Origin of the sequence: Marinobacter sp. KMM 10035, assembly GCF_046537445.1 — a bacterium.
Lineage (GTDB): Bacteria > Pseudomonadota > Gammaproteobacteria > Pseudomonadales > Oleiphilaceae > Marinobacter > Marinobacter sediminicola.
In genome coordinates this window covers 2,597,996-2,620,215 of the sequence record NZ_JBBVMG010000001.1, presented here as the reverse complement: position 1 = coordinate 2,620,215, position 22,220 = coordinate 2,597,996, and the positions used below count along the sequence as shown (strand labels likewise).

At 52.7% G+C, this 22,220-nt stretch carries 19 protein-coding genes; 11 read left to right on the top strand and 8 right to left on the bottom strand.

Going from position 1 to position 22,220, the window contains the following annotated elements:
* Positions 1-156 precede the first annotated feature (156 nt).
* Positions 157-1,164, top strand: coding sequence for a hypothetical protein (locus AADB16_RS11760; protein ID WP_410803478.1), 1,008 nt, complete (start codon positions 157-159; stop codon positions 1,162-1,164).
* Positions 1,165-1,259: 95 nt separating this feature from the next.
* Here the strand turns inward: AADB16_RS11760 and AADB16_RS11755 are convergent, their stop codons facing one another.
* Genes AADB16_RS11755 through AADB16_RS11745 form a run of 3 tightly spaced genes read right to left on the bottom strand, consistent with a single transcriptional unit; the run spans position 1,260 to position 4,227 of the window.
* A complete protein-coding gene (locus AADB16_RS11755) occupies positions 1,260-2,762 on the bottom strand; it encodes a tripartite tricarboxylate transporter permease (RefSeq protein WP_410803477.1) in 1,503 nt (500 codons plus the stop codon).
* A complete protein-coding gene (locus AADB16_RS11750; RefSeq protein WP_309044435.1) occupies positions 2,762-3,232 on the bottom strand; it encodes a tripartite tricarboxylate transporter TctB family protein in 471 nt (156 codons plus the stop codon). Before AADB16_RS11750 ends, AADB16_RS11755 begins: the two co-directional genes overlap by 1 nt.
* Before the next feature lie 26 nt (positions 3,233-3,258).
* Positions 3,259-4,227, bottom strand: coding sequence for a Bug family tripartite tricarboxylate transporter substrate binding protein (locus tag AADB16_RS11745; protein WP_298447022.1), 969 nt, complete (start codon positions 4,225-4,227; stop codon positions 3,259-3,261).
* A gap of 531 nt (positions 4,228-4,758) precedes the next feature.
* On the opposite strand from AADB16_RS11745, the gene AADB16_RS11740 reads away from it, so the two are divergent.
* From AADB16_RS11740 to AADB16_RS11705, 8 genes are all read left to right on the top strand, one after another.
* Positions 4,759-5,535 (top strand): SDR family NAD(P)-dependent oxidoreductase, encoded by a 777-nt coding sequence (locus tag AADB16_RS11740; RefSeq protein ID WP_410803475.1) that lies wholly within the window; start codon positions 4,759-4,761, stop codon positions 5,533-5,535.
* A gap of 90 nt (positions 5,536-5,625) precedes the next feature.
* Complete coding sequence (locus tag AADB16_RS11735; RefSeq protein ID WP_410803473.1) at positions 5,626-7,203, top strand: aldehyde dehydrogenase (NADP(+)); 1,578 nt, start codon at positions 5,626-5,628, stop codon at positions 7,201-7,203.
* A gap of 83 nt (positions 7,204-7,286) precedes the next feature.
* Positions 7,287-8,021 carry a ribonuclease activity regulator RraA gene (locus AADB16_RS11730; RefSeq protein WP_410803471.1) on the top strand — a complete coding sequence of 245 codons (735 nt, stop codon included), beginning with the start codon at positions 7,287-7,289 and terminating at the stop codon, positions 8,019-8,021.
* 127 nt (positions 8,022-8,148) lie between these two features.
* On the top strand, positions 8,149-9,132 hold the full coding sequence (locus AADB16_RS11725) for an EamA family transporter (protein ID WP_410803469.1): 984 nt from the start codon (positions 8,149-8,151) through the stop codon (positions 9,130-9,132).
* 117 nt (positions 9,133-9,249) lie between these two features.
* Positions 9,250-9,951, top strand: coding sequence for a FadR/GntR family transcriptional regulator (locus AADB16_RS11720; protein WP_309044440.1), 702 nt, complete (start codon positions 9,250-9,252; stop codon positions 9,949-9,951).
* Positions 9,952-10,015: 64 nt separating this feature from the next.
* Entirely contained in the window at positions 10,016-11,755 is a 1,740-nt protein-coding gene (locus tag AADB16_RS11715) for an N-acyl-D-amino-acid deacylase family protein (protein WP_410803467.1), read from the top strand.
* 38 nt (positions 11,756-11,793) lie between these two features.
* Positions 11,794-13,407: an FAD-dependent oxidoreductase gene (locus tag AADB16_RS11710; RefSeq protein WP_309044442.1), complete on the top strand. Its 1,614-nt coding sequence runs from the start codon at positions 11,794-11,796 to the stop codon at positions 13,405-13,407.
* Between the two features lie 53 nt (positions 13,408-13,460).
* A complete protein-coding gene (locus tag AADB16_RS11705) occupies positions 13,461-15,116 on the top strand; it encodes an acetolactate synthase large subunit (RefSeq protein ID WP_410803465.1) in 1,656 nt (551 codons plus the stop codon).
* 113 nt (positions 15,117-15,229) lie between these two features.
* Here AADB16_RS11705 and AADB16_RS11700 read toward each other — a convergent pair whose 3' ends face one another.
* On the bottom strand, positions 15,230-16,252 hold the full coding sequence (locus tag AADB16_RS11700) for an AraC family transcriptional regulator (RefSeq protein ID WP_410803463.1): 1,023 nt from the start codon (positions 16,250-16,252) through the stop codon (positions 15,230-15,232).
* A 131-nt stretch (positions 16,253-16,383) separates the two neighbouring features.
* On the opposite strand from AADB16_RS11700, the gene AADB16_RS11695 reads away from it, so the two are divergent.
* Complete coding sequence (locus AADB16_RS11695) at positions 16,384-17,886, top strand: flavin-containing monooxygenase (protein WP_410803461.1); 1,503 nt, start codon at positions 16,384-16,386, stop codon at positions 17,884-17,886.
* Positions 17,887-17,916: 30 nt separating this feature from the next.
* Complete coding sequence (locus tag AADB16_RS11690; protein ID WP_410803459.1) at positions 17,917-18,732, top strand: alpha/beta hydrolase; 816 nt, start codon at positions 17,917-17,919, stop codon at positions 18,730-18,732.
* A 6-nt stretch (positions 18,733-18,738) separates the two neighbouring features.
* On the opposite strand, the gene AADB16_RS11685 is transcribed toward AADB16_RS11690, so the two are convergent.
* From AADB16_RS11685 to dctP, 4 genes are all read right to left on the bottom strand, one after another.
* Positions 18,739-19,191, bottom strand: a complete 453-nt coding sequence (locus AADB16_RS11685) for a DUF302 domain-containing protein (RefSeq protein WP_410803457.1) — start codon at positions 19,189-19,191, stop codon at positions 18,739-18,741.
* Positions 19,192-19,280: 89 nt separating this feature from the next.
* A complete protein-coding gene (locus tag AADB16_RS11680) occupies positions 19,281-20,552 on the bottom strand; it encodes a TRAP transporter large permease (RefSeq protein WP_298447035.1) in 1,272 nt (423 codons plus the stop codon).
* Complete coding sequence (locus AADB16_RS11675; RefSeq protein ID WP_410803454.1) at positions 20,552-21,115, bottom strand: TRAP transporter small permease; 564 nt, start codon at positions 21,113-21,115, stop codon at positions 20,552-20,554. Before AADB16_RS11675 ends, AADB16_RS11680 begins: the two co-directional genes overlap by 1 nt.
* An 81-nt stretch (positions 21,116-21,196) precedes the next feature.
* Positions 21,197-22,186: a TRAP transporter substrate-binding protein DctP gene (gene dctP, locus AADB16_RS11670; protein ID WP_410803452.1), complete on the bottom strand. Its 990-nt coding sequence runs from the start codon at positions 22,184-22,186 to the stop codon at positions 21,197-21,199.
* Positions 22,187-22,220 lie beyond the last annotated feature (34 nt).

Genomic DNA, 22,220 nt, shown 5'->3' with positions numbered 1-22,220 from the left:
TACAGAGTCTCCCTTTTTCCTCGAGTTAATCTGGCGCATGATCGTGCTCATGATTAGCCATATGAATCATGCGGCATCGGATCCCGGAGGCCGCAGTCAGTATCCTGGCTGAAATATAACCTTTAAGTGAAAACACGAGCAAAGAGGAGTGGATGAGTGAGAGCGGTTTTTTTACTTTCAATGTGTTTTTTGCTGGCTGGTTGCGCGAGCACAAAATCAATTTTGGGGGTTCACCCGGGCGTTGTTGAAAATGAGGATGGAGCAACAAAAATATATGACTTGGAGAATATCGCTTTCCTGAATCACAGCGATTCTTTTTGGCATCAGCTTTATTTGATTAAAGACGGCGACTCAGAATTTCGGCCCGATATTTTGGCCGATGTTTTTATGGACGTATCAGTTGATGAAAAGCGATGGGTAAATATCAATGAATTTGAAGCAGTAAGAGCAAGAAGCGCTATAATCGAGGATCTTAAAGAAAAACGTAAATCCCGAGAGTCATTGTTAGATAATGCCGTATTCGTTATCGAGGGATTCGCAGAGTTCAGTGATTACGATTTCGAAAGCGAGAGTTATAGCCTTGAAGATGTTCGAGTGCCAAACATCGATGCGCTTACTTATTCAACCTACCCTGATAATGATGGGTCCCTGCGTCGGTATAGAACGTTTTTCCAGGGCGCGTCGACGCCACCCATAATTGAACCGGTAAGGGATATGGTTCTCTTGAACCATACGACCTATCGGTCTTCCGATAGGTTTCTTTCAAAGCTATCCGTAAATGCCTCCGGGGTTGCCTATAAATTTCCACCGAATGAAGCCGAGCAGTTAAAGAGCTTTTTCTCCGATGATGGCCTTAAGGTTAGTATCGTTTCGGAGCTTGTTAGTTATTCCGATTACGCGATTCAGAAGAAAGACTATGTAGTGTTTGATCATAATGTGCTTTGCTATATATTTCACAACGATCAGCGTTTGCAAACGAAATACTACGAGAACAGCGATATAAATAACCGCAGTAGAGAGATCTGCAAGAAGGAAGTTGACAGGCTGCTCAGTGGCGAGCCGCTTGAGGAAGCGAACATCCGTCCTTCGTTCTCTGTGTTCCCCGAAGGGGCAATCACCGATCGGGGGGAGCGTGTGCGCTATAATCTTGATAAATACTTTTGAGGCGACCAGCTCTTTAGGTTGCCCGGTACCCCCCCACACTAAAAGTGGGGGGTGCATCTACACAAACCCCGCGTGGTTCAGAGTAGCCCTGCTTACTAATTGAAGGACAACCTGCTTTTAGTCCGGCTAGAGGCAATACCGTTTGCCACAATCATTCCCCAGATCAAGGCAGCGGCAACCGCTAGCGTTATTGCAATCGGCCGATCAACAAAGGCCGTTAGGTCCCCGTTGGCCTTAATGATTGAGCGCATGAAGTTACTCTCAATGATGGGGCCAAGGATCACGGCCAGTATTAAGGGCCCGACCGGGAAATCATTTTCGGCCATTACATAACCAAGTAGTCCGAAGGCCAGCATAATCCAAACGTCGAACATCGTGTTGTTCGCAGCGAAAGCGCCCACCATGCAGAATATGAGAATTAGGGGAAAGAGCACCCCGGAGGGTATTGAGAGTATGTGTCGTGCCCCTTTGATGGCCAGGAATCCAAGGGGAAGCAAGAGCAAGTTGGCGATAATAAAAACCAGCAGAATCGCGTTCACCAGCGGGGCTTCGCTAACAAAAACATCTGGCCCTGGTGTAATGCCTTTCGTCATTAAAACGCCGATGATGATCGCGGTGATAGCGTCGCCGGGGATGCCGAATACCAGCGCAGGGATATACGCCCCGGATAGTGATGCGTTGTTGGCCGAGCTCGCAGAGATCAGCCCTTCCGGGTGGCCCGTGCCGAATTTCTCGGGCGAACGCGAAAATTTGCGGGCGATGGCGTAGCTAATCCACGAGGCGATATCTGCACCTGCTCCAGGAAGAGCGCCTATCAAGGTTCCCAGCACGCCGCCTCGTGCTACGCCGAACTTATATTTCCAAAGTAGGGGGCCGACACCTGCAAAGGGTTTTTTGACCCGTGTTTGCACTTCTTGTTGCAGGTTATGACTTTCCGGCATCCGGCGAATGAGCTCTGAGATAGCAAACAAACCGATCAGCACTGGCAAAATGGAGATGCCAGCAAGCAGGTCATAACTACCCATGGTGAAGCGAGCTTGGCCAGAAACGCTGTCCATGCCAACCATTGAGATAGCCAAGCCGGCAAGCATCGAAATCACGCCTTTGAGCCGGTCGCCGCCTGAAACCAAAATAGCGCAGGATAACCCCAGCAGTGCGAGCCAGAAGTACTCATCGCTTGTAAACTTGATTGCAAAATCAGCAATAAGTGGTGCAAGCATCGCTAAGCATACTACGCCAATGATGCCGCCAAGCATTGAGCAAACAATGTTGAGGCCAAGCGCGACACCAATCTTGCCTTGCTTGCCCATGAGGTAGGCTTCATCGGTGTATACCGCAGATGCCGGTGTGCCGGGCATGCGCAGCAGGGCGCCGGGCAGATCGCCAGCGACGATAGCCATGGCTGTCGCTGAAACAATTGCTGCAATGGCAGGTAGCGGTTCCATAAAAAAAGTGACCGGCACTAATAGCGCTGTTGCCATTGTCGCCGTAAGCCCAGGAATCGCACCCATAAATAATCCGAAAACGGATGCCGAAATAACGATAAGCATCACATCCCAGGTGAACACGAGCGTAGTCGCTGCCAGAAAGCTATCCATTAGTAGACCACCTTTTCCAGAATACCCAGTTCGAGCGGCACCTGGAGAAGGCGGCCGAAAACAACCCAGATGACAGCCGTTGAAGCTACTGCTGTACCGGCCGCTAGCATCCAGTTTTGACGATAAAAGCCATACAGTAGAAGGCTCAACAGAACAGTAGAGACAATAGGAAATCCAACAACCGGTACCAGCAATATGTACGCGACTATTGCTGCGATAATTGCCAGCAAGGTCAGGTAGAAGCGTTTGATCGGGACGTCGTTAACCCAGACCATCAGGGGAGCGCTGCTGCTCAATCCCCTCAGGGTCAAAAGTCCTCCAAACGCGATCAAAAGCCCTCCAATAACGATGGGGAAGGTTCCCGCCCCATAATCCTGCTGCGGTAGGTTTGCCAGCCCTCTGGAGTTGGTTATTACCAAAACCCCGAATGTTACTGTCACCAGCCCTGTGATCTTGTCATTACTGCGCATATGGCTGTCCTCTGGGTGGTGTCGGCTTAGTTGGCCAGGCCAAGCTTTTCAATTGTTACGGCATTCTTTTCGTCTTGTTCCTTCATGTAGGCTTTGAACCCTGCAGCGTCAGCCCATACCGCGCCAAATCCACGCCCCGCCATAAATGTCTGAAATGACTCAGAGTTGAACACCTTCTTTGCTGCTACAGCCAAGCGCTTCGTGACATCTTCAGGCAGGTTTGCCGGGCCAACCAAGCCGCGCCATGAACCTTGAGTCCACTCGTCGCCAGTCACCTCTTTGGCAGAGGGCACATCGGGAAATCTCTCCAGGCGGTCGTTCGACAGCACGGCCAGTGTGCGAGTGCGGCCAGACTTGTTCATCGGCTCGGTTTCCGGGAGTGAATTGAAAACAATATGCACGCCGTTAGCTGCCAGTTCCTGTAACCCCGGAGCAGCGCCTTCGCTTGGAACGAGGTTGATCGTCTGGGGGTCAATGCCCTGCTGGTCGATAAAGCCCGCAAATGACAAGTGGTAAGCGGCACCTGGAGCTGAGCCTGAAACAGTGAATGTGTTCGGATTGTTTTTTAGGTCGCTCAATGCGTCACCCAGGTTTTTCCAGGGCGAATCGGCATTAACGGTAAATGTCGCGTAATCAACGTTGAGTAGTGAGATGGGTGTGAAGTCTGTGTACGAAATGTCTGCCGTGCCAATGTGCTTGTACGTTGCAATTTCAGCCGTGCCGAGCCCCAAGGTGTAACCGTCTGGCCTTGCCATTTTCATGGTCATGTGCCCAATCACGCCCGCTCCACCTGTTTTGTTTACAACGTTTACCGGTTGTCCAAGCTCTTCTTGTAGCCCCATTGCCAATTGGCGACCAACAGCGTCTGATCCGCCTCCAGCAGACCAGGGAACAATCAGCGTAATCGGCTTTACGGGATACGGGGTGGCAGCGAACGCGGTGCTTGCTGCGAGAGTGAGTGCGGTGGCGTATAGAATTTTGGATAGCGTGCTCATTACAAACCTCATTATTTTTAGATGGTTTAATGATTGGCGGGGTGCGTGCACGACAAAAAGAGTATGTGTGCTGCTGTGCCCATTTGAAGCCAATGGCAGACAGGAGCTCCCAGGAGTCCGTTTGCTTGAGGGAGTATCATTGTGGGGCAAAAAATTTGCAAGTATTTACAACAATTATTTCTTAGTAGAGATATTTTACGGTTTTTCGGGTGCTTTAGCCCACATCTGTGGGCGAGCGGGTACCTCTTCGGGTAGGTTGGTGGCCTATATAATATCCGAAAGATATGCGTAAGTAATTGTTTTATAGAGAAATATTGTATTTTCGTGAATTGGGTATTGCCATGGGTTGATCTAGAGGAGCGCCCCAAAGCTATCAGCTGGCTGGATAATGTAATAAGGAGAAAGTTGTAATAATTTGTTTGATTGGCGTTAGAGTCTCGGCTATATTGAGAATGTCTGGCAGTTGCGATGGGGTATCGCTAATCCCGTTCGCACCACCTAAAGCTTATTCAAGAGACTCAAGGAACTGACATGTTTAATGATCTGAAAAATAAAAAAGTACTGGTTACTGGTTCAACCAAAGGAATTGGGCTTGCGGCGGCATTGGAATTTGCCAAGCAAGGCGCAGCTGTGGGAATTAACAGCCACGTTGTGGACGCTGCAGCAGAGGAGGCAATTGCACAATTTGAAGCTATCGGTGCCAACTTTGCCTATTTTCAGCACGACCTGAGCCGTAGCGAAGAGTGCGCGTCACTTATTAATGAGTTTGTCGAAAAATTCGGTGGGTTGGATGTATTGGTTAACAATGCGGGCGGCCTGGGTGTAAGAGAGCGCCTTGAAAACCTGGATGACGCGGCTTATGACCTGGTTTTTGATCTGAATATTCGTTCTGTTGTCATGACAACAAAATACGCAGTGCCCCACCTTAAAGAGTCTGCGGCCAAAACTGGCACCACCGCAGCTGTTATCAGCACAGGCTCCATAGCTGGGCGTGAGGGTGGCGGTCCTGGCGCGAGCCTTTATGGCGGTTCCAAAGCAGTTATTCACAACTTACACAGAACCTGGGTAAAGGAACTGACTGCCAGCAATATTCGGTTCAACGTCGTGGCACCGGGCACAATCGATACCGCTTTTCACGATGACAAAAGCCCTGAACTGAAAGAAAAAATCCGCAATTCAATCCCCATGGGCCGCTTCGGTACATCGGAGGAGTGCGCTCCCGCCTATTTGTTCCTGGCCTCACACCAGGCAAGTGGCTACATCACCGGGCAGGTAATTGACGTTAACGGAGGCCAGATGTGCCCGTAATGGCGCTCATCCGGTAACAGCTGTGCATGTTATAGCGCCCAGTTAACTCAGCGGGGCGCCCACTTCATATCTATCTCAGGGTATTCTTTTATGCACCTCAAAGGACACCAGCTCATCGGGCAAGAATCCATTGCAGCGACGGGCAAGCCGATCTACGCAATCAATCCGGCTAGCGGCCAACGTATTGAACCCGGCTACGGCAGTTGCGGCCAGGAAGAGGTCGAGCAAGCAACCCGGTTGGCATGGTCAGTATTTGACCTGTATCGCGAGACATCGTTGAGACGCAGAGCGGAATTTCTCGAAACAATTGCTGATCAAATTGAAGCAGTTGGGGATCTACTGATTGAGCGTGCCATGCAGGAAACCGGCTTGCCTCGTGCCAGGCTGGAAGGTGAGCGCGGTCGAACTTGCGGCCAGTTGCGGCTTTTTTCGAAAGTCATTCGTGCAGGCGAGTGGCTAGATGTGCGGGTCGATCCTGCAATGCCTGATCGCAGCCCTCTGCCGCGCACCGATTTACGGCAGCGGCGTATAGGCATTGGCCCGGTAGCGGTATTCGGTGCCAGTAACTTTCCTTTGGCTTTTTCGGTTGCCGGCGGTGATACCGCATCTGCATTGGCGGCGGGCTGCCCGGTTATTGTCAAAGCGCACTCTGCTCACCCAGGGACATCAGAGCTGGTCGGGCGTGCCGTGCAAAAAGCAGTGGCTATCTGTGAGCTTCCATCCGGTGTGTTTTCATTGCTTTATGGTGCTGGCAAAGAGTTGGGCCAGGCACTGGTTACCGACCCCCGTATTCAGGCAGTTGGTTTCACTGGCTCACGGAGTGGCGGAACGGCACTGATGAAAGCCGCAAACAACCGCCCGCAGCCGATACCCGTATATGCTGAAATGAGCAGTATTAACCCTGTGGTACTCATGCCAGCCGCTCTGGAAGAAGCGCCCGAAACTCTGGGGCAAGCTTTTGTAGCGTCACTCAACATGGGGGCAGGGCAGTTTTGCACTAACCCTGGATTGATCCTCGCTGTGAAGAGTACGGGGCTGGATCGCTTCAAGCACGCTGCGGCAGAGGAAGTGATTAAAAGTGCGCCGCAGACCATGCTGACACCGGGTATACATTCAGCCTATAGCGCCGGGCTGATGCAGTTGCGGGAGACTGGCAAGGCTAAAGAGATCGCCGCAAGCAAGCTTGATAGTGATTCACACAGTCCATGCCACAGCACTTTGTTCGCAGCGAGTGCGGCTGACTTCATCAAGGATGAGCGTTTGCACGCCGAAGTGTTTGGCTCCTGCTCGTTGATTATCGAATGCTCCGATATGGCTCAACTTCAAGAGGTACTGGAGCATTTGGAAGGCCAGTTGACAGCCACGGTTCACATGGCCGAGGCCGATTACTCCATGGTTGAGGCGCTGCTGCCGACCCTGGAGCGTAAAGCCGGAAGAATTCTTGCAAATGCTTGGCCCACCGGTGTCGAAGTGTGTGAGGCAATGGTTCATGGTGGCCCATGGCCGGCCACTTCTGATAGCCGGAGCACGTCTGTTGGCACCGCGGCCATTCAGCGCTTCCTGCGCCCGGTTTGTTATCAAGGGATACCGCAAGCACTACTACCTGATGCGCTTAAAGACGGAAACCCCTTGGCGGTTTCACGTTTGGTCGATGGCGCGCGGGAGTAAGGCCGTCAATTTGTAAGCAAGGCGCACCGCGATTCAAAACCAGCGGGCGCTCTATCTACTACATACCAAAAAGAGAATATGACATGGGCATTTCCGAAGACGCTCCAAAGCAAACCCTATCCAGCACGGCTAAAGCAGGCCTGATGCGGGCCTCTACCGCATCGCTACACACGATTCTGTTTAAGCGAGGCCTCCGTAATACGTACATTCAAGGCGTCGGCAAAATAAATAGTGGTTCGGTGAAGATGGTCGGCCAAGCCTTCACTCTGCGCTACATTCCCGCACGGGAAGATATAGATACAGTTGCCGCATTCAGGGATCCAAAGCACCCGCAGCGGGTTGCCGTAGAATCTGTTCCGGAAGGTATGGTGCTGGTTTCCGATTGTCGTCAGGATGCCTCCGCCGCAAGCGCAGGAAGCATTTTGCTGAATCGCCTGGAATACCGTAATTGCGCGGGATTTGTATCGGACGCAGGTATTCGTGATTCTAAAGATGCGGCAGCCATGAATATGCCGATCTTCTGCGCCAAGGCCAGCGCACCAACGAACCTGACCAAGCATCACGGGGTTGATATTCAGGTACCCATTGGTTGCGGCGGGGTAGCTGTTTTCCCGGGCGACGTATTGGTAGGTGATGACGACGGAATCATCGTCATTCCGTTGGAGCTGGCAGATGAGGTGGCTGAAGAAGCTGTAAAAATGGAGGCATTTGAAGACTACGTACTTGAGAAAGTCCGTACGGGAACCCCCGTCATCGGACTATACCCTCCCAGCGAAGACGCTCAGGCTGAATACAAGCGTTACATGGAAAGTCGTTAACAAGGCCTGGGTATGTGCTGATCTGAACGGTAGGTCACCTGCATCGGGTGGCCTACCGCACAGTAATTCCGGACATAGGCCATTCTGTTGTTGACGAGTAAACCTATCTGAAGTGGAAGCTGCTGCCATGACGTCGACTGCTCAATTACCCCGCCAATTTGCGGTTTTGATTCTTGTAATACTGGCTTGTTCATTCGCTGGCAACCATGTTGCCGCCCGTATTGCATTCGATCACGACGCCGGGTTGTTGGTAGCGATACTCTTCCGCTCAGGGGTGGCCATGGTCGGCCTTATATTATTGGTAGTTTGGCGCCGTGAATCGCTGCGATTCAAGCCACAAGCCTGGGGTTGGCAGCTGGTGATGGGGCTGCTTATCGCCATTCAAAGCTTCAGCATTTATTCCGCCGTGGCGCGAATCCCGATTGCGCTGGCGCTCCTGGTGGTTAATCTTGCGCCCATCATGCTTGCATTGCTCACTTGGGCGTTGGGTGGTGCACGCCCATCACGCACGGCTAGCCTGCTGATGCTTTTCATTTTGTTTGGGCTGGCACTGGCGCTGGATTTGCCCTCTCGTTTTTCGGATTCCGGCGAAATAGATATCAGGTTTGTGGAAGGTTTGCTGTTCGGCATCACGGCCGCGGCAGTCTTTGCTTGTGCTCTATGGATTACAGATCATCGGCTGGGGAGTATGCCGGGGTTGGTGCGCAGTATGCTTACTATTATGGTGGTGTTTGCGTCGACCGCTATCGCAGGCGCTGCTGGGCTGGTTCCAGATGGGATGAGCCTGCCTAGTGCTTTCATGGGCTGGGTTGCATTAGGCAGCCTGGCCATTTTGTATGGAGCGGCTTTCTCAGTATTATTCACCCTCGTTACGCGGCTGGACATTGCTCGCAACGCACCGGTAATGAACGTCGAGCCTGTGGCCGGGCTGATATTTGGTTGGCTGATTCTTGATCAGGTTTTAGGCGGGATTCAGGTTGTAGGCAGCTTTATTGTGGTTAGCGGAATCGTTATGCTCGCCTATACCAAAATACCTGACAGGCAGTTGTCACGGCCTCTTCGTGAATCTAAAACCGTTAAGTGTGGAGAAACGTGTATGGCAGACTCCTAGGTTTGAGGCCAATATTCGTAGCCATTAGAGTACCGTCATTTAGAGCACCGTTATTTTTAGCGTATTTTCATAAGTGCACTCATGGATTAGAGAGTGCGCAATTAAGGCTCATAGCGAATGAGAGTAAAAACTGAAAAGCATTCTTTATCATCGGTTGTGTATGAGAGGATCTTGTCTTCCATTATCGACGGTGAGTATCCGGTTAATCAGAAGTTACCGACAGAAGCCGATTTGTGTGAAGCCTATAACGTTTCTCGCCCCATACTGAGAGAGGCGCTTGCACGCTTGCGTGAGGATAACCTGGTTATCTCCCGTCGTGGGTCAGGCAGCTTTGTAATTAATCGCCCAGATAGTGCAGTGTTAGAGTTTGCGCGCATAGCCAGCATTGCAGATATCCAGCGGTGTTTTGAATTTCGTACCAATGTAGAGTCCAGCGCGGCCTCCCTGGCTGCAATTAGAAGAACGGATGAGCAGCTAAAGCGCATATGGGAAAAGTACGAAGCGATCAATCAGGCAAATAGCAAGCATGACCTGGCAACGAACGAAGACTTCGAGCTTCATCTGGCGATTACTGAGGCATCAAGCAATCACTATTACGCTACTGTTCTCAAGTCCCTCCACGAAAGTATCAAGGAAGGCATGAATATAACGCGAGGCCTGTCGTTGCTTGCGCCAGAGAAGCGTTTGAGAATAGTCCAGGACGAACATCTGGCTATAGTAAATGCCATTGCCGAAAAGGATGAACATAAGGCAGGGGAGAGCATGCGCCAACACTTGGAGAATGCTCGACGGAGAATGTTTGAAGGAGTTACCGAGTAAAACTCTCAGTTATCCTGATAAGATCGAATACCTACAATAACAAGATCCAAAAAGAGATAACGCGATGACCCCGTACGATTTCATCATCGAAGGCGGCCGGTACTTCGACGGCACTGGCGCACCATCTTCCATTCGCAATCTGGCGGTCAAAGACGGCCGCATTGCGACAGTTACTGCAGACACCATTTCCCATGATCAGGCCGACCGAGTAATCGACGCCGCTGGAAAATGGGTTACGCCGGGATTTCTGGATACTCACACCCATTACGATGCCGAATTGCTGGTGAGCCCGAGCCTTTCCGAATCGGTTCGTCATGGCGTAACGACGGTGCTGGTGGGTAGTTGCTCGTTAAGCATGATCTGCAGTGATTATGAGGATGCCTCAGACATTTTCACCCGCGTTGAAACCGTACCGAGGGAGCGGGTACTGCCCATCTTGAAGGAGCACAAAACCTGGTCGACCCCAAAACAGTGGGTAGAGCACATCAAGCAGATGCCCCTTGGCCCGAATGTTGTCAGCTTGCTGGGCCACAGCGACATGCGAGTTGGGGTGATGGGATTAAGCCGAGCCACAGATTTGGCCGTCCAGCCCACCGAAGAAGAAATGCAGACCATGGAAGGTTTGCTGAAAGAGGCGCTTGATGAAGGGTTTCTCGGCCTGTCGACCATGTGCCTGAAGTGGGACAAGGTGGATGGTGATCGGGAGTGGTCCAAGAGCTTGCCCAGCACTTACGCCAAGTGGGGCGAGGTCGCACGTTTGAACAAGTTGGTGCGCCAGTATAACCGGGTACACCAAGGCGCGCCGAATGCCGCTACGCCCTTGCAGATTCTGCAATACGTGCGGGAGTGTGTGGGCTTGTTGCGGCGGCCGTTAAAAACCACCTTGATCAGCCAAATGGACTTGAAAGGCAGCGCCGCGCTCACAACCCTCACCAGACTAACTTCAATGTTTACCAATGCCCTGCGGGGAGACTTTCGCTGGCAGGTGCTGCCGACACCTTTCACGGTATACGCAGACGGGATTGATGTTGTGTTCTTTGAAGAGTTTGGGGCAGGGGAAATGGCTCTGGACTTGAAAGACGCGGTGGAGCGAAACGACCTCCTGCAAAGTGAAGAATACCGCCGTAACTTCCGCAAATTCTATGGTGAGAAACTGAGCCCTCGGGTTTGGCAAAGGGATTTCGGTGACGCCATGATCATCGACTGCCCCGATGAATCACTGATCGGTAAGAACTTTGAAGAAGTGGCCAGCGCACGGGGTATCCATGTTGTGGACTTGTTTCTCGATCTGGTTGTGGAGTTCGGTAAAAAAATACGCTGGTACACCACGGTCGGAAACCACCGAAAACAGGTTCTCAAGCGGCTGGTAAAAGACCCCACCACACTCATTACCTTCAGCGATGCTGGCGCCCACATCCGCAATATGGCCTTCTACAACTTGCCGCTTCGCATGTTGAAACTGGTTCAGGAATCCATCGACGAGGGTGATGCGGTGATGACCATGGAGCAGGCCGTTCACCGCTTGACGGGCGATCAAGCCGATTGGTTTGGCATCGAAGCCGGCAAGATCCGGGTGGGTGATCGAGCCGATCTGGTGGTATTGGACCCAGCAGGGTTTGCACAGAACCTCGAAGAGGTTTCCTGGGGCGAAATGGAAAACTTTGACCTTCAAAGACTGGTCAACCGCAACCCGGGCATAGTGAAAACCGTTATGATTAATGGAAAACTGGCGGTGGATAAAGAGCAGTTCTTGCCGGAGTTTGGTCGCGAGTCGGGCTACGGTTCGTTTATTCCCGCCCGTTGAATTCGGGGTTCACACATTTAGCCTGAAGGGGTTCCTTAATGGGCAACCAAATTGCCTCAGACACTCTTGTTATTGGCGGCGGAATTGCCGGTATCGTCACCGCACTGGAACTCCTTCGGGCGGGTAAAACCGTTACGCTGGTAGACAAGGATACGCCGGAGCGTTTGGGCGGGCTGGCACTTTGGGCGTTTGGCGGGATGGCTCTGGTTGGCACACCGTTGCAACGCAAACGGGGTATTTCGGATAATCCCGAGCGGGCTCTGAAAGACTGGATCAGCTTCGGTGAGTTGGATACCGGCGATGAGCATTCCCTGGCTTGGGCTCGTTATTATGCGCAGAACTCCTGCAGCGAAGTGCACGACTGGCTGAAAGCCGAGGGCATCAAGTTTTTGCCTGCGGTGAACTGGGTTGAACGAGGCCGGTCAGGTGAGGGAAACAGTGTGCCGCGCTATCACATAGTGTACGGCACCTCCCGTGAGCTCACTTGCACGTTAATTTCCGCCATGCGCGATGCTGGCAAGGAGAATCGACTCACCATTCTCCATCGGCACAGCGTTGACGCCCTGGACTACAGTAGTGGCCGTGTTACAGGTGCCAGCGCCACGAATGATGAAACCGGTGAGCGCGTCAGCTTTACTGCAAACCGAGTGGTGGTGGCCACCGGTGGAATCAACGGCAGTCATCAAGAGGCCCGCGCCAACTGGCCGCAAGATCGCCCCATGCCGAAAACAATGCTGAATGGGGCGCACCCTCACGCCGATGGAAAACTGCATCACGAAGTGGCTAACAAGCTGGGCGGTGTAATCGTCAACCCAGGCGAAATGTGGAACTACGCCGCCGGCTTTCATCATCCTTATCCTCATTTTAAAGGCCACGGTTTGTCGACCATCCCGTGCAAATCTGCCCTGTGGCTTGATCACACCGGCAAGCGGATTGGCCCGGAGCCACTGGTCACCGGTTTCGACACCCATTGGCTTTGCCAGCGTGTTGCCGAACAGGAACAGCCCTGGACCTGGCATTTGTTGAACTGGCGCATCGCGGCAAAGGAATTCGCCATATCCGGAGCCGAGCACAACCAGCGCATACGCGACAAACAGTTGGTTCGCTTTGTGTTCGAGACGCTCACCGGCAATCACAATCTGGTCAAACAAATGGCCCGTGAGAGCGATGAATTTCTCGTTGCAGACACACTCGCTGAACTGGCCGATAAAATGAATACGCTTACCCAGTCCCACGATGTTGATCCGGCCACTCTGCAGGCTACCGCCGATGCGTTCGATGCAAACTTCGCCGCGGGCAACAAGATTGAAAATGATGAGCAGATTCGTCGAATTTTGCAGGCCCGAGAGTGGGGGCCGGATAAACTACGCACCTGCAAGCCTGCGCCACTTCAAAAGAAAGGCGCCGGTCCTTTCATTGCCGTGCGCATGCAATTGATTACCCGTAAAAGCCTTGGTGGGTTGCGCACTGATCTTATGTCTCGCGCGCTTGGGGGCGATAACCAGCCGATACCAGGGCTCTACTGTGTGGGTGAAGCAGCCGGTTTCGGTGGTGGCGGGTGTAACGGCAAACGGTCACTGGAAGGCACGTTTTTGCCCGGTTGTATTTTGACTGCACGTGCAGCAGCACGGTCGATCTTGTCGGGCTCATGATTCAGCCAAAGCAGCTAGCTGGATGTTGATAAAAAATAACAAGGAGAATAGCGATGAACGGTGCCCAAGCCCTGATGAAAACCCTGGTGGACGCTGGTATTGAAGTCTGTTTCAGCAACCCGGGTACCAGCGAAATGCACTTTGTAGCGGCGCTCGATGATGAACCAAATATGCGCGCTGTGCTGGCACTGTTTGAAGGCGTGGCAACGGGTGCGGCCGATGGCTACGCCAGGATGGCCGACAAACCCGCCGCAACGTTGCTGCACCTGGGCTGCGGCCTCGGCAATGGCCTGGCCAATTTGCACAATGCCCGCAAGGGTAAAGTGCCGGTTGTAAACATCGTTGGTGATCATGCCATTGACCACGTGAAATACGATGCCCAGCTGCAGTCCGATATCGAAACCGTCGCCCGTAATGTGTCACCGGGTTTTGTCCGAACATCTCAAACCACGGCCGAACTGTGCAAGGATGCCGTGGACGCCATCACCACCGCACGCGGCCTGCCTGGCCAGGTAGCTACCCTGATTCTGCCCGCTGATGTCTCGTGGGGAGAGGGTGGTAGCCCCTGTGCCTTGCCGAACCAGGTAGAGTCTCCAGCGGCCGATGCCGGTGCCATTCAAGGTGCGGTTGACGCCATTCGCTCCGGGAAGAAAACAGCACTGTTGCTGGGTGGCAGAGCTCTGCGGGAACCGGCATTGATGGCCGCCGCTAAAATTGCCGCCGCCAACGGTGTGAAATTGCTGGCAGAAACCTTCCCGACACGTATTGAACGCGGCGAAGGCTTGCCCCCGGTTGAACGCGTGGCTTATTTAGCAGAACTGGCGGGCGTTCAATTGGTCGACATTGAGCACCTTATTCTGGTAGACAGCAAGGCTCCCGTTTCCTTCTTTGGCTACCCCGGAAAAAAGAGTTATCTGGTGCCAGACAGTTGCGCTGTTCACACCTTGTCCAGCCCGGAGCAGGATGCCCGGGCCAGTCTTGAAAAACTGGCTGAGGCACTGGGAGCCAACAATGCCCAGCCCGAGATTCAGCAGCTGCAGCGCCCGTCGGCACCCCGTGGCCGCCTCTCCGCACCCAAAGTCTGTAAAGCCGTTGGCCATTACCTGCCAGAGAATGCCATTATTATCGACGAGGCCATCACCTCAGGCCTCATGCTGAACGCCCTCACCGCTGGCTCACCTCGCCACGACATGATTGCCCTCACCGGAGGTGCCATTGGCCAGGGCTTGCCCAACGCTGTGGGCGCCGCGATTGCTTGTCCCGAACGGCCCGTGATTGCGCTCATTGGCGACGGCACGGCTATGTACACCATCCAAGCACTCTGGACCATGGCGCGTGAGCAGTTAAATGTGACTACCATCATTTTCAATAACGCCTCTTACTCGGTGCTCAATATTGAGCTGGAACGTGTAGGCGCGGAAGAGGTGGGAGAGAAAGCGAAATCCCAGTTGGATCTGAATGGCCCTGTGCTGAACTTCGCCCAGCTGGCCCAGGGCATGGGGGTTCATGGCGTTCGGGTAGACACTGCCGAGGCTTTCAATCACGCCCTTCAATATGCGCTGTCACAGCCAGGCCCTCACTTGATCGAGGCCATGGTTCCGGAGTCCCTCAGCGGTTTGAAACGGAAAATCCTGCCTTGGGTATTGCGCTCATTACCGAGTTTGCCTGTGTCGGTCACTCGTACCCTGAAGAATAAGATTGCACCCTGACACGGGAAACCCCATGTCTTGGCGCTGGGGTAATCCCCCCATTTATTAGGGGGGATTACCGGATCAGCCTCTGAACTAAGGCAGTTAGGCGGTAGTTCGGGAGAGTGCTGAGTTCATTTGCGACCAATTAGCTGTTTGCGATACTGCAGCGGCGACACGCCAAACCAGTCACGGCAAGCTCGGTTAAAAGCAGATTGCTCAGAATAGCCAAGTAATCCGGAAATCTGCGTTAGCTTCAGGTTTGGTTCCGTCAAATACAGTTTCGCGAGTTTTATTTTTTCGGCATTGAGCAGCTGCGCAAAAGAGGTTCGTTCCTTGGCCAAACGGCGCTGCAGTGTGCGTTTGTCTATGTGGAAGTGGTCAGCAACCACGTCACTTTTGCACTGCCCTGTAGGTAGCAGAGTAACGATGAGGCGGGTTACGTCCTCGAAGAGGCTCTGTGCGTTCGGAGGCCGCTGGGAAGACAAGTACTGTTCCGCGAGTCCAAACGTCTGGTGGTCTGCACTTGATAGAGGGTGCTGAAACGTTTGCGTCGGCCACCGCATGCCACACCAGCTCTGATTAAAGTGCACCTCGCAGCCAAACACTTCCCGATAGATGTGAGTTTCAGCGGCCTGGCCGTGGAGAAAATGAACGCTAGAGGGTTTGAAAAGGTTGCCACACAACAATTTCATTACTTGCATTGAGTTAGAGAGACTCAGCTCATAGCTTTGACGGTGATACCCTCCAGCATTCTCATCATCAATGTTAAATTCAAACTTTATGTTCTCAGAGCCTGATGAGTTGCTGTGTGTTGCTCTTATGCTCAAGGCGGGGCTGTGAAGGTGAAGGTAGCGGCTAATATTGTTGATTGCCTCACCTACGGTGCCCGAATTGCGGGCAATAACGCTGATTGGCCCGAGAATATCCAGCCCTTGGGACTCTGCAAGCTTTAAGCCAAGCTCTGGGTAGTCCAGCGTTTTAGCTGTGTCTTCAAGAAGGTCGGCGAGGTTTCGGAACGGCAAAAAGCTGCTGTCATCCCGGTGTTCATCTGAAGGGATGTTGTATTTTTCCAGCAGGGGCAGTGGGTTTTCACCTCTTTGCGCTATAAGCTTTTCGAAGCCCCTCAGGTTAGTTGCTCTGATCAAGTTAGCCATGCGGGTACCGCTCCAGCGGATTAGGTGTCGTGAAATGTTAAAAACTTGTCTTGTTTTGTCAATATTGTCAAGGCGCCGTTTGCGAGAATCAGAATTAACGTTGGTTGACTAATAACAAGAAGGATACTCGGATGACTACCAAACACTACGACATCATTATTATCGGTGCAGGGCTCTCCGGCATTGGAACGGCAAGTCACATTGCCCGGGAACACCCCGGCAAATCTATGGCGATATTGGAACGTCGAGAAAATGTAGGTGGCACCTGGGATCTGTTCCGTTATCCCGGCATACGTTCCGATTCCGACATGGCGAGTTTCGGGTTTAACTTCAAACCTTGGTATTCCGACAAAGTGCTGGCCCAGGGTGATGGTATTCGTGAGTATGTGCGTGAAACAGCACAAGAGTTTGGGCTGTACGAGAAAATCCACTTTGGCCTGAAACTCAAAAACTCTGATTGGTCCACCAAGAATCAAAAGTGGGTCCTCACCTCTGTGCAGGAAGCCACCGGCGAAGAGAAGGTGTTGAGCTGCAACTTCCTCGTTAACTGTGCCGGGTATTACAACTTCGATCAGGGCTACCGCCCAAGCTTCCCCAAGGAAGAACTCTTTAGCGGGGACATCGTTCATCCCCAGAGCTTGCCTGAGGATTTCGATTACAGTGGTAAAAAAGTGGTGGTCATCGGCAGTGGAGCTACGGCAATAACACTGGTGCCGTCCATGGCGGATAAAGCGGCAAAAGTTACCATGCTGCAGCGCTCACCCAGCTACATTATGTCTTTGCCGAACACCGATAAAATCTCCATGGTGTTGAACAAGATTTTGCCAAAGGCCTGGGTGTTCAAACTGGCCCGTCGACGCAACATCCTATTTCAACGTGCTATCTACCTGGCTTGCCAGCGCTGGCCCAATGCGATGCGCAAGATGTTTTTGTCGCACATGTACAAACATGCGCCAAACGTAGATAAACGCCACCTTACACCTGAGTACATGCCCTGGGACCAGCGCTTGTGTGCGGCGCCCGATGGCGACTTTTTCGAAAGTTTGAACTCCGGTAAGGCGGAGATGGTAACGGACCACATCGACCGATTTGATGAAACGGGCATTGTGTTGAAATCCGGCCAGCATATCGAAGCAGATATTGTGGTTGCGGCCACTGGGTTGAATATTCAGTTGATGGGTGGATCCACGCTCAGTATCGACAACGAAGAAGTGAACCTGCCCGGAAAAATGGCCTACAAGGGCATTTTGATTCAGGACGTACCCAATTACGGGTGGATTTTTGGCTATACCAACGCGCCCTGGACCCTCAAGTGCGATATTGGTGGGCGCTATTTGTGTCGTCTGCTCGCTCACATGGACAAAGCGGGAATGCGAGTCGCCACAGCAGTAGACAAAGGGAATAACGCGACCGATGCGAGTGTGCTGGAAGGGTTTGCACCTGGCTATATCATGCGAGCAATCGACAAAATGCCCCGGCAGGGTAAGGCCGATCCCTGGAGGATAACCATGCATTACGGTAAGGATAAAAAAATGCTGGTTAACGACCCTGTGGATGATGGGAACGTGCAGTTTGAAGCTGCAGCTTCCGCATCCTCCCGGGAGTCAGATCTTCAGCAAGCCGCTACGGCCTGAGGCCAACCTACGATAAAAAGAGGGAAGGGTATGGATAAGGTGCACAGCGGTAAGCCGACGGTCTTACTGATTCACGGGATGTGGAGCGATCAGAACACTCTGAGCGACGTGAAAGAGGCTTTTGTTGCTAAAGGGTATACTGCGGATTCTCTGTGCCTCCCATACCATGTCCCCAAAGCCGAGCATACGGAGGCCAGCCGTGCGAAACTGGCCAAAACCCGCGTACAGGATTATGTGGCATATATTGTTGAGCAGGTGGAACGCCTGGATGCCCCGCCCATTCTGGTAGGGCATTCAATGGGCGCGCTCTTGGCCCAGTTGGTGGCCGCCCAGGTACCCTGTGATCGGTTGGTTCTCTTATCCTCCGCGCCACCGGCAGGCATAAACGGCCTGAGCAGGTCGGCAATTCGAACCTTGGGGCGCAACCTGTTGCGATTCCCCTTGTGGAAGAAGGTGACTGAAGTCGGGCTGAGCAATGTGGAGTACGGCATTGCGAATGCCCAAAGTGCGGCTGTACAGAGAGACATATACGAAAGCTGCACTTATGAATCTGGTATGGCCACTTTCCAGATTAGCATTGGCTCTTTGCTGGGGCGCAGGTCTGCCACATACGTGAACACTCAGAGCATCGAGTGCCCGGTTCTGATAGTGGGTGGAACCGCCGATAGAATTACACCCATAACTATTCAGCGCAGCATCGCTAAACGCTTCGGGAAGCAAGCTTCCTTGATCGAAATAGAAAATTGCTGCCACTGGACGGTGGGTGGGGCATATTTCCCGGAGGTTCGGGTTGAGATATTCCAGTGGCTGGTGGCTAAAGCTAACACCCAGCCACATACGGGCTAGCCCTTACTATGGCGCCAATGCCGCCTTTACAAAACTTGCCAGTGCACCGCCAAGCTTCTCAGCTACCGCGCATTCGGGAACCTCATGGCGCTTGGCCAAATACGTCGGGTCGTTGTAACCCAGCCATACTTGTCCTGATTCGTCTTCCCAAACCAAGGCCTTGAGTGGCAGGTCTATGCCGACAGTCTGTGCGCACTTCATGAATGGGGTTCCCCCCTGTGCATTGCCGAAAATTAGCAACTCAGTAGGCCTGAGCGCCATACCTGCTTTTTCAGCCCCTGCTGCATGATCTATGCGCGCGAAAACGTTCAAGCCTTTGCCTTTCACAACGTCTTCGAACTTGTTCATGGTTTCTTCAGCGCTGTAGGGGCTCTTAACCGAAATCAGGCCATCAGCGGCTTGGGCTTGAGCAAAAGCCATCACCAGAACGAGTGCGACAGCGTACTTGATTGTCTTCATGATATACCTCGATGACGATGTTTGTGCCTGCAGTACGACCTTATGTCGCACGTGGTTTCAAATTCAGCCTACCACCTGCCCCGACTTCGTTATAGGTAGAAGGGCAAGTAAAGCGCCACGATAGGGAAGAAGTAAACAATCAGCAGGCAACCGAACATCATAATGATGAATGGCCACACGCCCCGTACCACGTCCATCACTTTGCCCCCGGCGACGGCCTGTATCACGAACAGGTTTAGCCCTACGGGTGGGGTTATCAAAGCGCACTCGATCATAATCACGAAAATGATGCCGAACCAGATGGGGTCTATGCCCAGTGGTGCCAGTGAGGGGTAGAGCACCGGCATCATGATCAACAGCATGGATATGGATTCCAGGAAGAATCCCATCACCAGTAATACCAGGCACACCGCCAGGATGAACAGGCCAGCACTGCCAATGTGCATGGTGACGAACATCGAGATGTCTTGCGGGATTTGGTAGAGGGTAATGGCCTTACCAAACACTTTGGCACCGGCCATGATGATGAATATGGTGATTGTGGTTTTCATGGTGTCGATGCAGGCCTTCTTGAAGCGCTCCCAGTTCATTGTTTTCAATGCGAGAACAATGATCAACGAGAGAGCCACGCCGATGGCTGCGGATTCTGTCGGCGTGAACACGCCTGCATAGATACCACCAATAATAATGACAGCCAGAATGATGATGGGCAGAGCCCGCCAGGTGGCTGCAAGACGTTCACTTTTAGTGGCCTTGGGCACTGGTGTGCAGGCCTTGCCAAGCGTTGCGTAGAGAAAGCTGAAGATAATAAAACTACCGGCCATTATCAGCCCGGGCACTATGCCCGCCAAAAACAGGTCGACAATCGACTCTTCGGTAATAACGCCGTATACGATCATCGGGATCGATGGTGGGATAAGAATGCCGAGCGTGCCGCCGGCGGCTATCAAGCCCAACACAAAGGGGCGGTGGTACCCACGATCGGTCATTTCTTTGATGGCAACGCTGCCAATGGTGGCGGCGGTGGCAACAGACGATCCGGAGATTGCAGAAAAGATAGTACACGAGGCGATGGTTGCGATTCCCAAGCCGCCGGGCCAATGCCCAACCCAGGTTTGAACCGCGTTGAACAAATCTTTGCCGACGCCGCCTTGCAGTAGAATGTTAGACATCAACAGGAAGAGCGGAACAGACAGTAGAATAAAACTGTCGAATGAGGAGTACATGGCCATGGGCACCATCAAAGGTGACATGTCGGCCAGTAGCAGCATGCCAAGCCCAAGCCCGCCCAGTACAAATCCCACGGGTACGCCAGACAGCAACAACATCAATAGGGCAAATATAATCAGAGCAACAGTCATCAGACATGAACCTCTTCAGAAGGCTGAATGTGCCCTGTTATTACAAGCGCTGCCTCTGTGAGGCATTGAATAAAAAGAAGGCCAAAGCCCACTGGAATAGCGCTTTTAGTGATCCACATTGGCATGCCCAGCATGGATGCGGATGCGGCATTTATTGCAACAGCGTCTTTGACGATATACACGCCGTACCAGGTAACCCAGCCTGAAAACAACGCAACAACAAGCAACGACCACAGTTCTGCGGCTGCTCGCATGCGAGGGCCAAAGCGGCTGATTAACATGTCGATACGGATCAACGCCTGGTGCTGGAGCAGCCAGCTTGCGCCCAGACAGGAAGCCCAGATTTGGCAAAGTAGCGAGAGATCTTCTACCCAGATAGTTGGGGACAAGAATACGTAACGGGCTATGACCTCATAGGTGATCATGGCCGCGATCACGGCAAATAAAGCTGCAGCGAGTCGTCCGCAAAGGGTAACCACTGCATGATTAATACGCACCCAGGCCGAGGGATGGCTTGCGCGCCAGGCCTGTGGGTCTTTTGATGTGGCGTTGTTAGTTGACATGGATAATCCCGACAACAGAAAAAACAAACAATAACGGACGCCTGCACAGCAAACGCCCGTATACGGGAGGTAGTGTTTAGATCAGAGCGCGTTTGCGGCTTCGATCACTTGCTCACCCAATGGGCCTGCGTTTTCGATGAAGCTCTTCAGCACAGGGCGGGTTGCCTCCTGCCATTTGGCGATATCTTCCGGGGTGAGATCAATCACGTTCATTTCTTTGCGGGCATCTGCAATGGCATCGGCTTCAAGTGACTGAATCTTGTCGCGCAGTTGCTTCTCCACCTTTGTCGCCGCGTTTTGCAGAATGGTCTGTTCTTTATCCGTCAAACCCTGCCAGGTTTCCTCGTTAATAAGCGTCATGAACTCAATGTTGGCGTGGTTGGTCAGGGTGAGGTGGTCCATAACCTGATACAGCTTGCGGGGGCCAACAGCGGTAACACCGGTCATGCCTGCATCAACGGTTCCGCGCTGGTACGCCAGGAACTGCTCGGAACCGGCCATTACGGTAGGTGCGGCACCAACAGATTTGGCGAATTCACCAAGAGTTTTACCGAACACGCGTACTTTCATGCCCTTCATGTCGTCTGGCTGCTGAATAGGCTTTTTCTTGGAGAGCAGTGCAACGCCACCATAAGCCTGCCACCACAGAGGGCGAGCGCCGGTTTTGATGATTTCGTCGTCTAACAAGGTGCGCACGGGGCTGCCGGGTTCCGTAGCTTTAACGACTTTCTCGTTTGTAGGGAACATGAAGGGTACGTAGAACACATCGACTGCAGGGATGGTGCCCGCCATCTGGGTAACGCTGATTACGCCCATTTCAATGGCGCCAGAACTCACGGCGTTGTGAACTTCTTTGTCTTTATAGAGCTGTGCGGCCGGGAAAATCTGAATCTTTATATCGCCATTACTGGTGCTTTCAACTTCGTTTTTGAAGTCGACCAGGTTTTGACCCAGGTGGTGCTTCAAGGGCAGTTGCAGCGTTACTTTCAGGGTGGTTGCTGCAAGTGCAGGCATGGCTGCGCCGAGGGTGCAGGCCAATACGCCTGAGTAGAGGAGGTGCTTTAGTTTCATGTTGGTTAGATCCTTATTGTTGGCTGTTTTTGGT

Coding starts and splice junctions, on each gene's coding strand:
- AADB16_RS11755 (WP_410803477.1), bottom strand. CDS start 2,762: ATGGATAGCTTTCTGGCAGCGACTACGCTCGTGTTCACCTGGGATGTG.
- AADB16_RS11750 (WP_309044435.1), bottom strand. CDS start 3,232: ATGCGCAGTAATGACAAGATCACAGGGCTGGTGACAGTAACATTCGGG.
- AADB16_RS11745 (WP_298447022.1), bottom strand. CDS start 4,227: ATGAGCACGCTATCCAAAATTCTATACGCCACCGCACTCACTCTCGCA.
- AADB16_RS11740 (WP_410803475.1), top strand. CDS start 4,759: ATGTTTAATGATCTGAAAAATAAAAAAGTACTGGTTACTGGTTCAACC.
- AADB16_RS11735 (WP_410803473.1), top strand. CDS start 5,626: ATGCACCTCAAAGGACACCAGCTCATCGGGCAAGAATCCATTGCAGCG.
- AADB16_RS11730 (WP_410803471.1), top strand. CDS start 7,287: ATGGGCATTTCCGAAGACGCTCCAAAGCAAACCCTATCCAGCACGGCT.
- AADB16_RS11725 (WP_410803469.1), top strand. CDS start 8,149: ATGACGTCGACTGCTCAATTACCCCGCCAATTTGCGGTTTTGATTCTT.
- AADB16_RS11720 (WP_309044440.1), top strand. CDS start 9,250: ATGAGAGTAAAAACTGAAAAGCATTCTTTATCATCGGTTGTGTATGAG.
- AADB16_RS11715 (WP_410803467.1), top strand. CDS start 10,016: ATGACCCCGTACGATTTCATCATCGAAGGCGGCCGGTACTTCGACGGC.
- AADB16_RS11710 (WP_309044442.1), top strand. CDS start 11,794: ATGGGCAACCAAATTGCCTCAGACACTCTTGTTATTGGCGGCGGAATT.
- AADB16_RS11705 (WP_410803465.1), top strand. CDS start 13,461: ATGAACGGTGCCCAAGCCCTGATGAAAACCCTGGTGGACGCTGGTATT.
- AADB16_RS11700 (WP_410803463.1), bottom strand. CDS start 16,252: ATGGCTAACTTGATCAGAGCAACTAACCTGAGGGGCTTCGAAAAGCTT.
- AADB16_RS11695 (WP_410803461.1), top strand. CDS start 16,384: ATGACTACCAAACACTACGACATCATTATTATCGGTGCAGGGCTCTCC.
- AADB16_RS11690 (WP_410803459.1), top strand. CDS start 17,917: ATGGATAAGGTGCACAGCGGTAAGCCGACGGTCTTACTGATTCACGGG.
- AADB16_RS11685 (WP_410803457.1), bottom strand. CDS start 19,191: ATGAAGACAATCAAGTACGCTGTCGCACTCGTTCTGGTGATGGCTTTT.
- AADB16_RS11680 (WP_298447035.1), bottom strand. CDS start 20,552: ATGACTGTTGCTCTGATTATATTTGCCCTATTGATGTTGTTGCTGTCT.
- AADB16_RS11675 (WP_410803454.1), bottom strand. CDS start 21,115: ATGTCAACTAACAACGCCACATCAAAAGACCCACAGGCCTGGCGCGCA.
- dctP (WP_410803452.1), bottom strand. CDS start 22,186: ATGAAACTAAAGCACCTCCTCTACTCAGGCGTATTGGCCTGCACCCTC.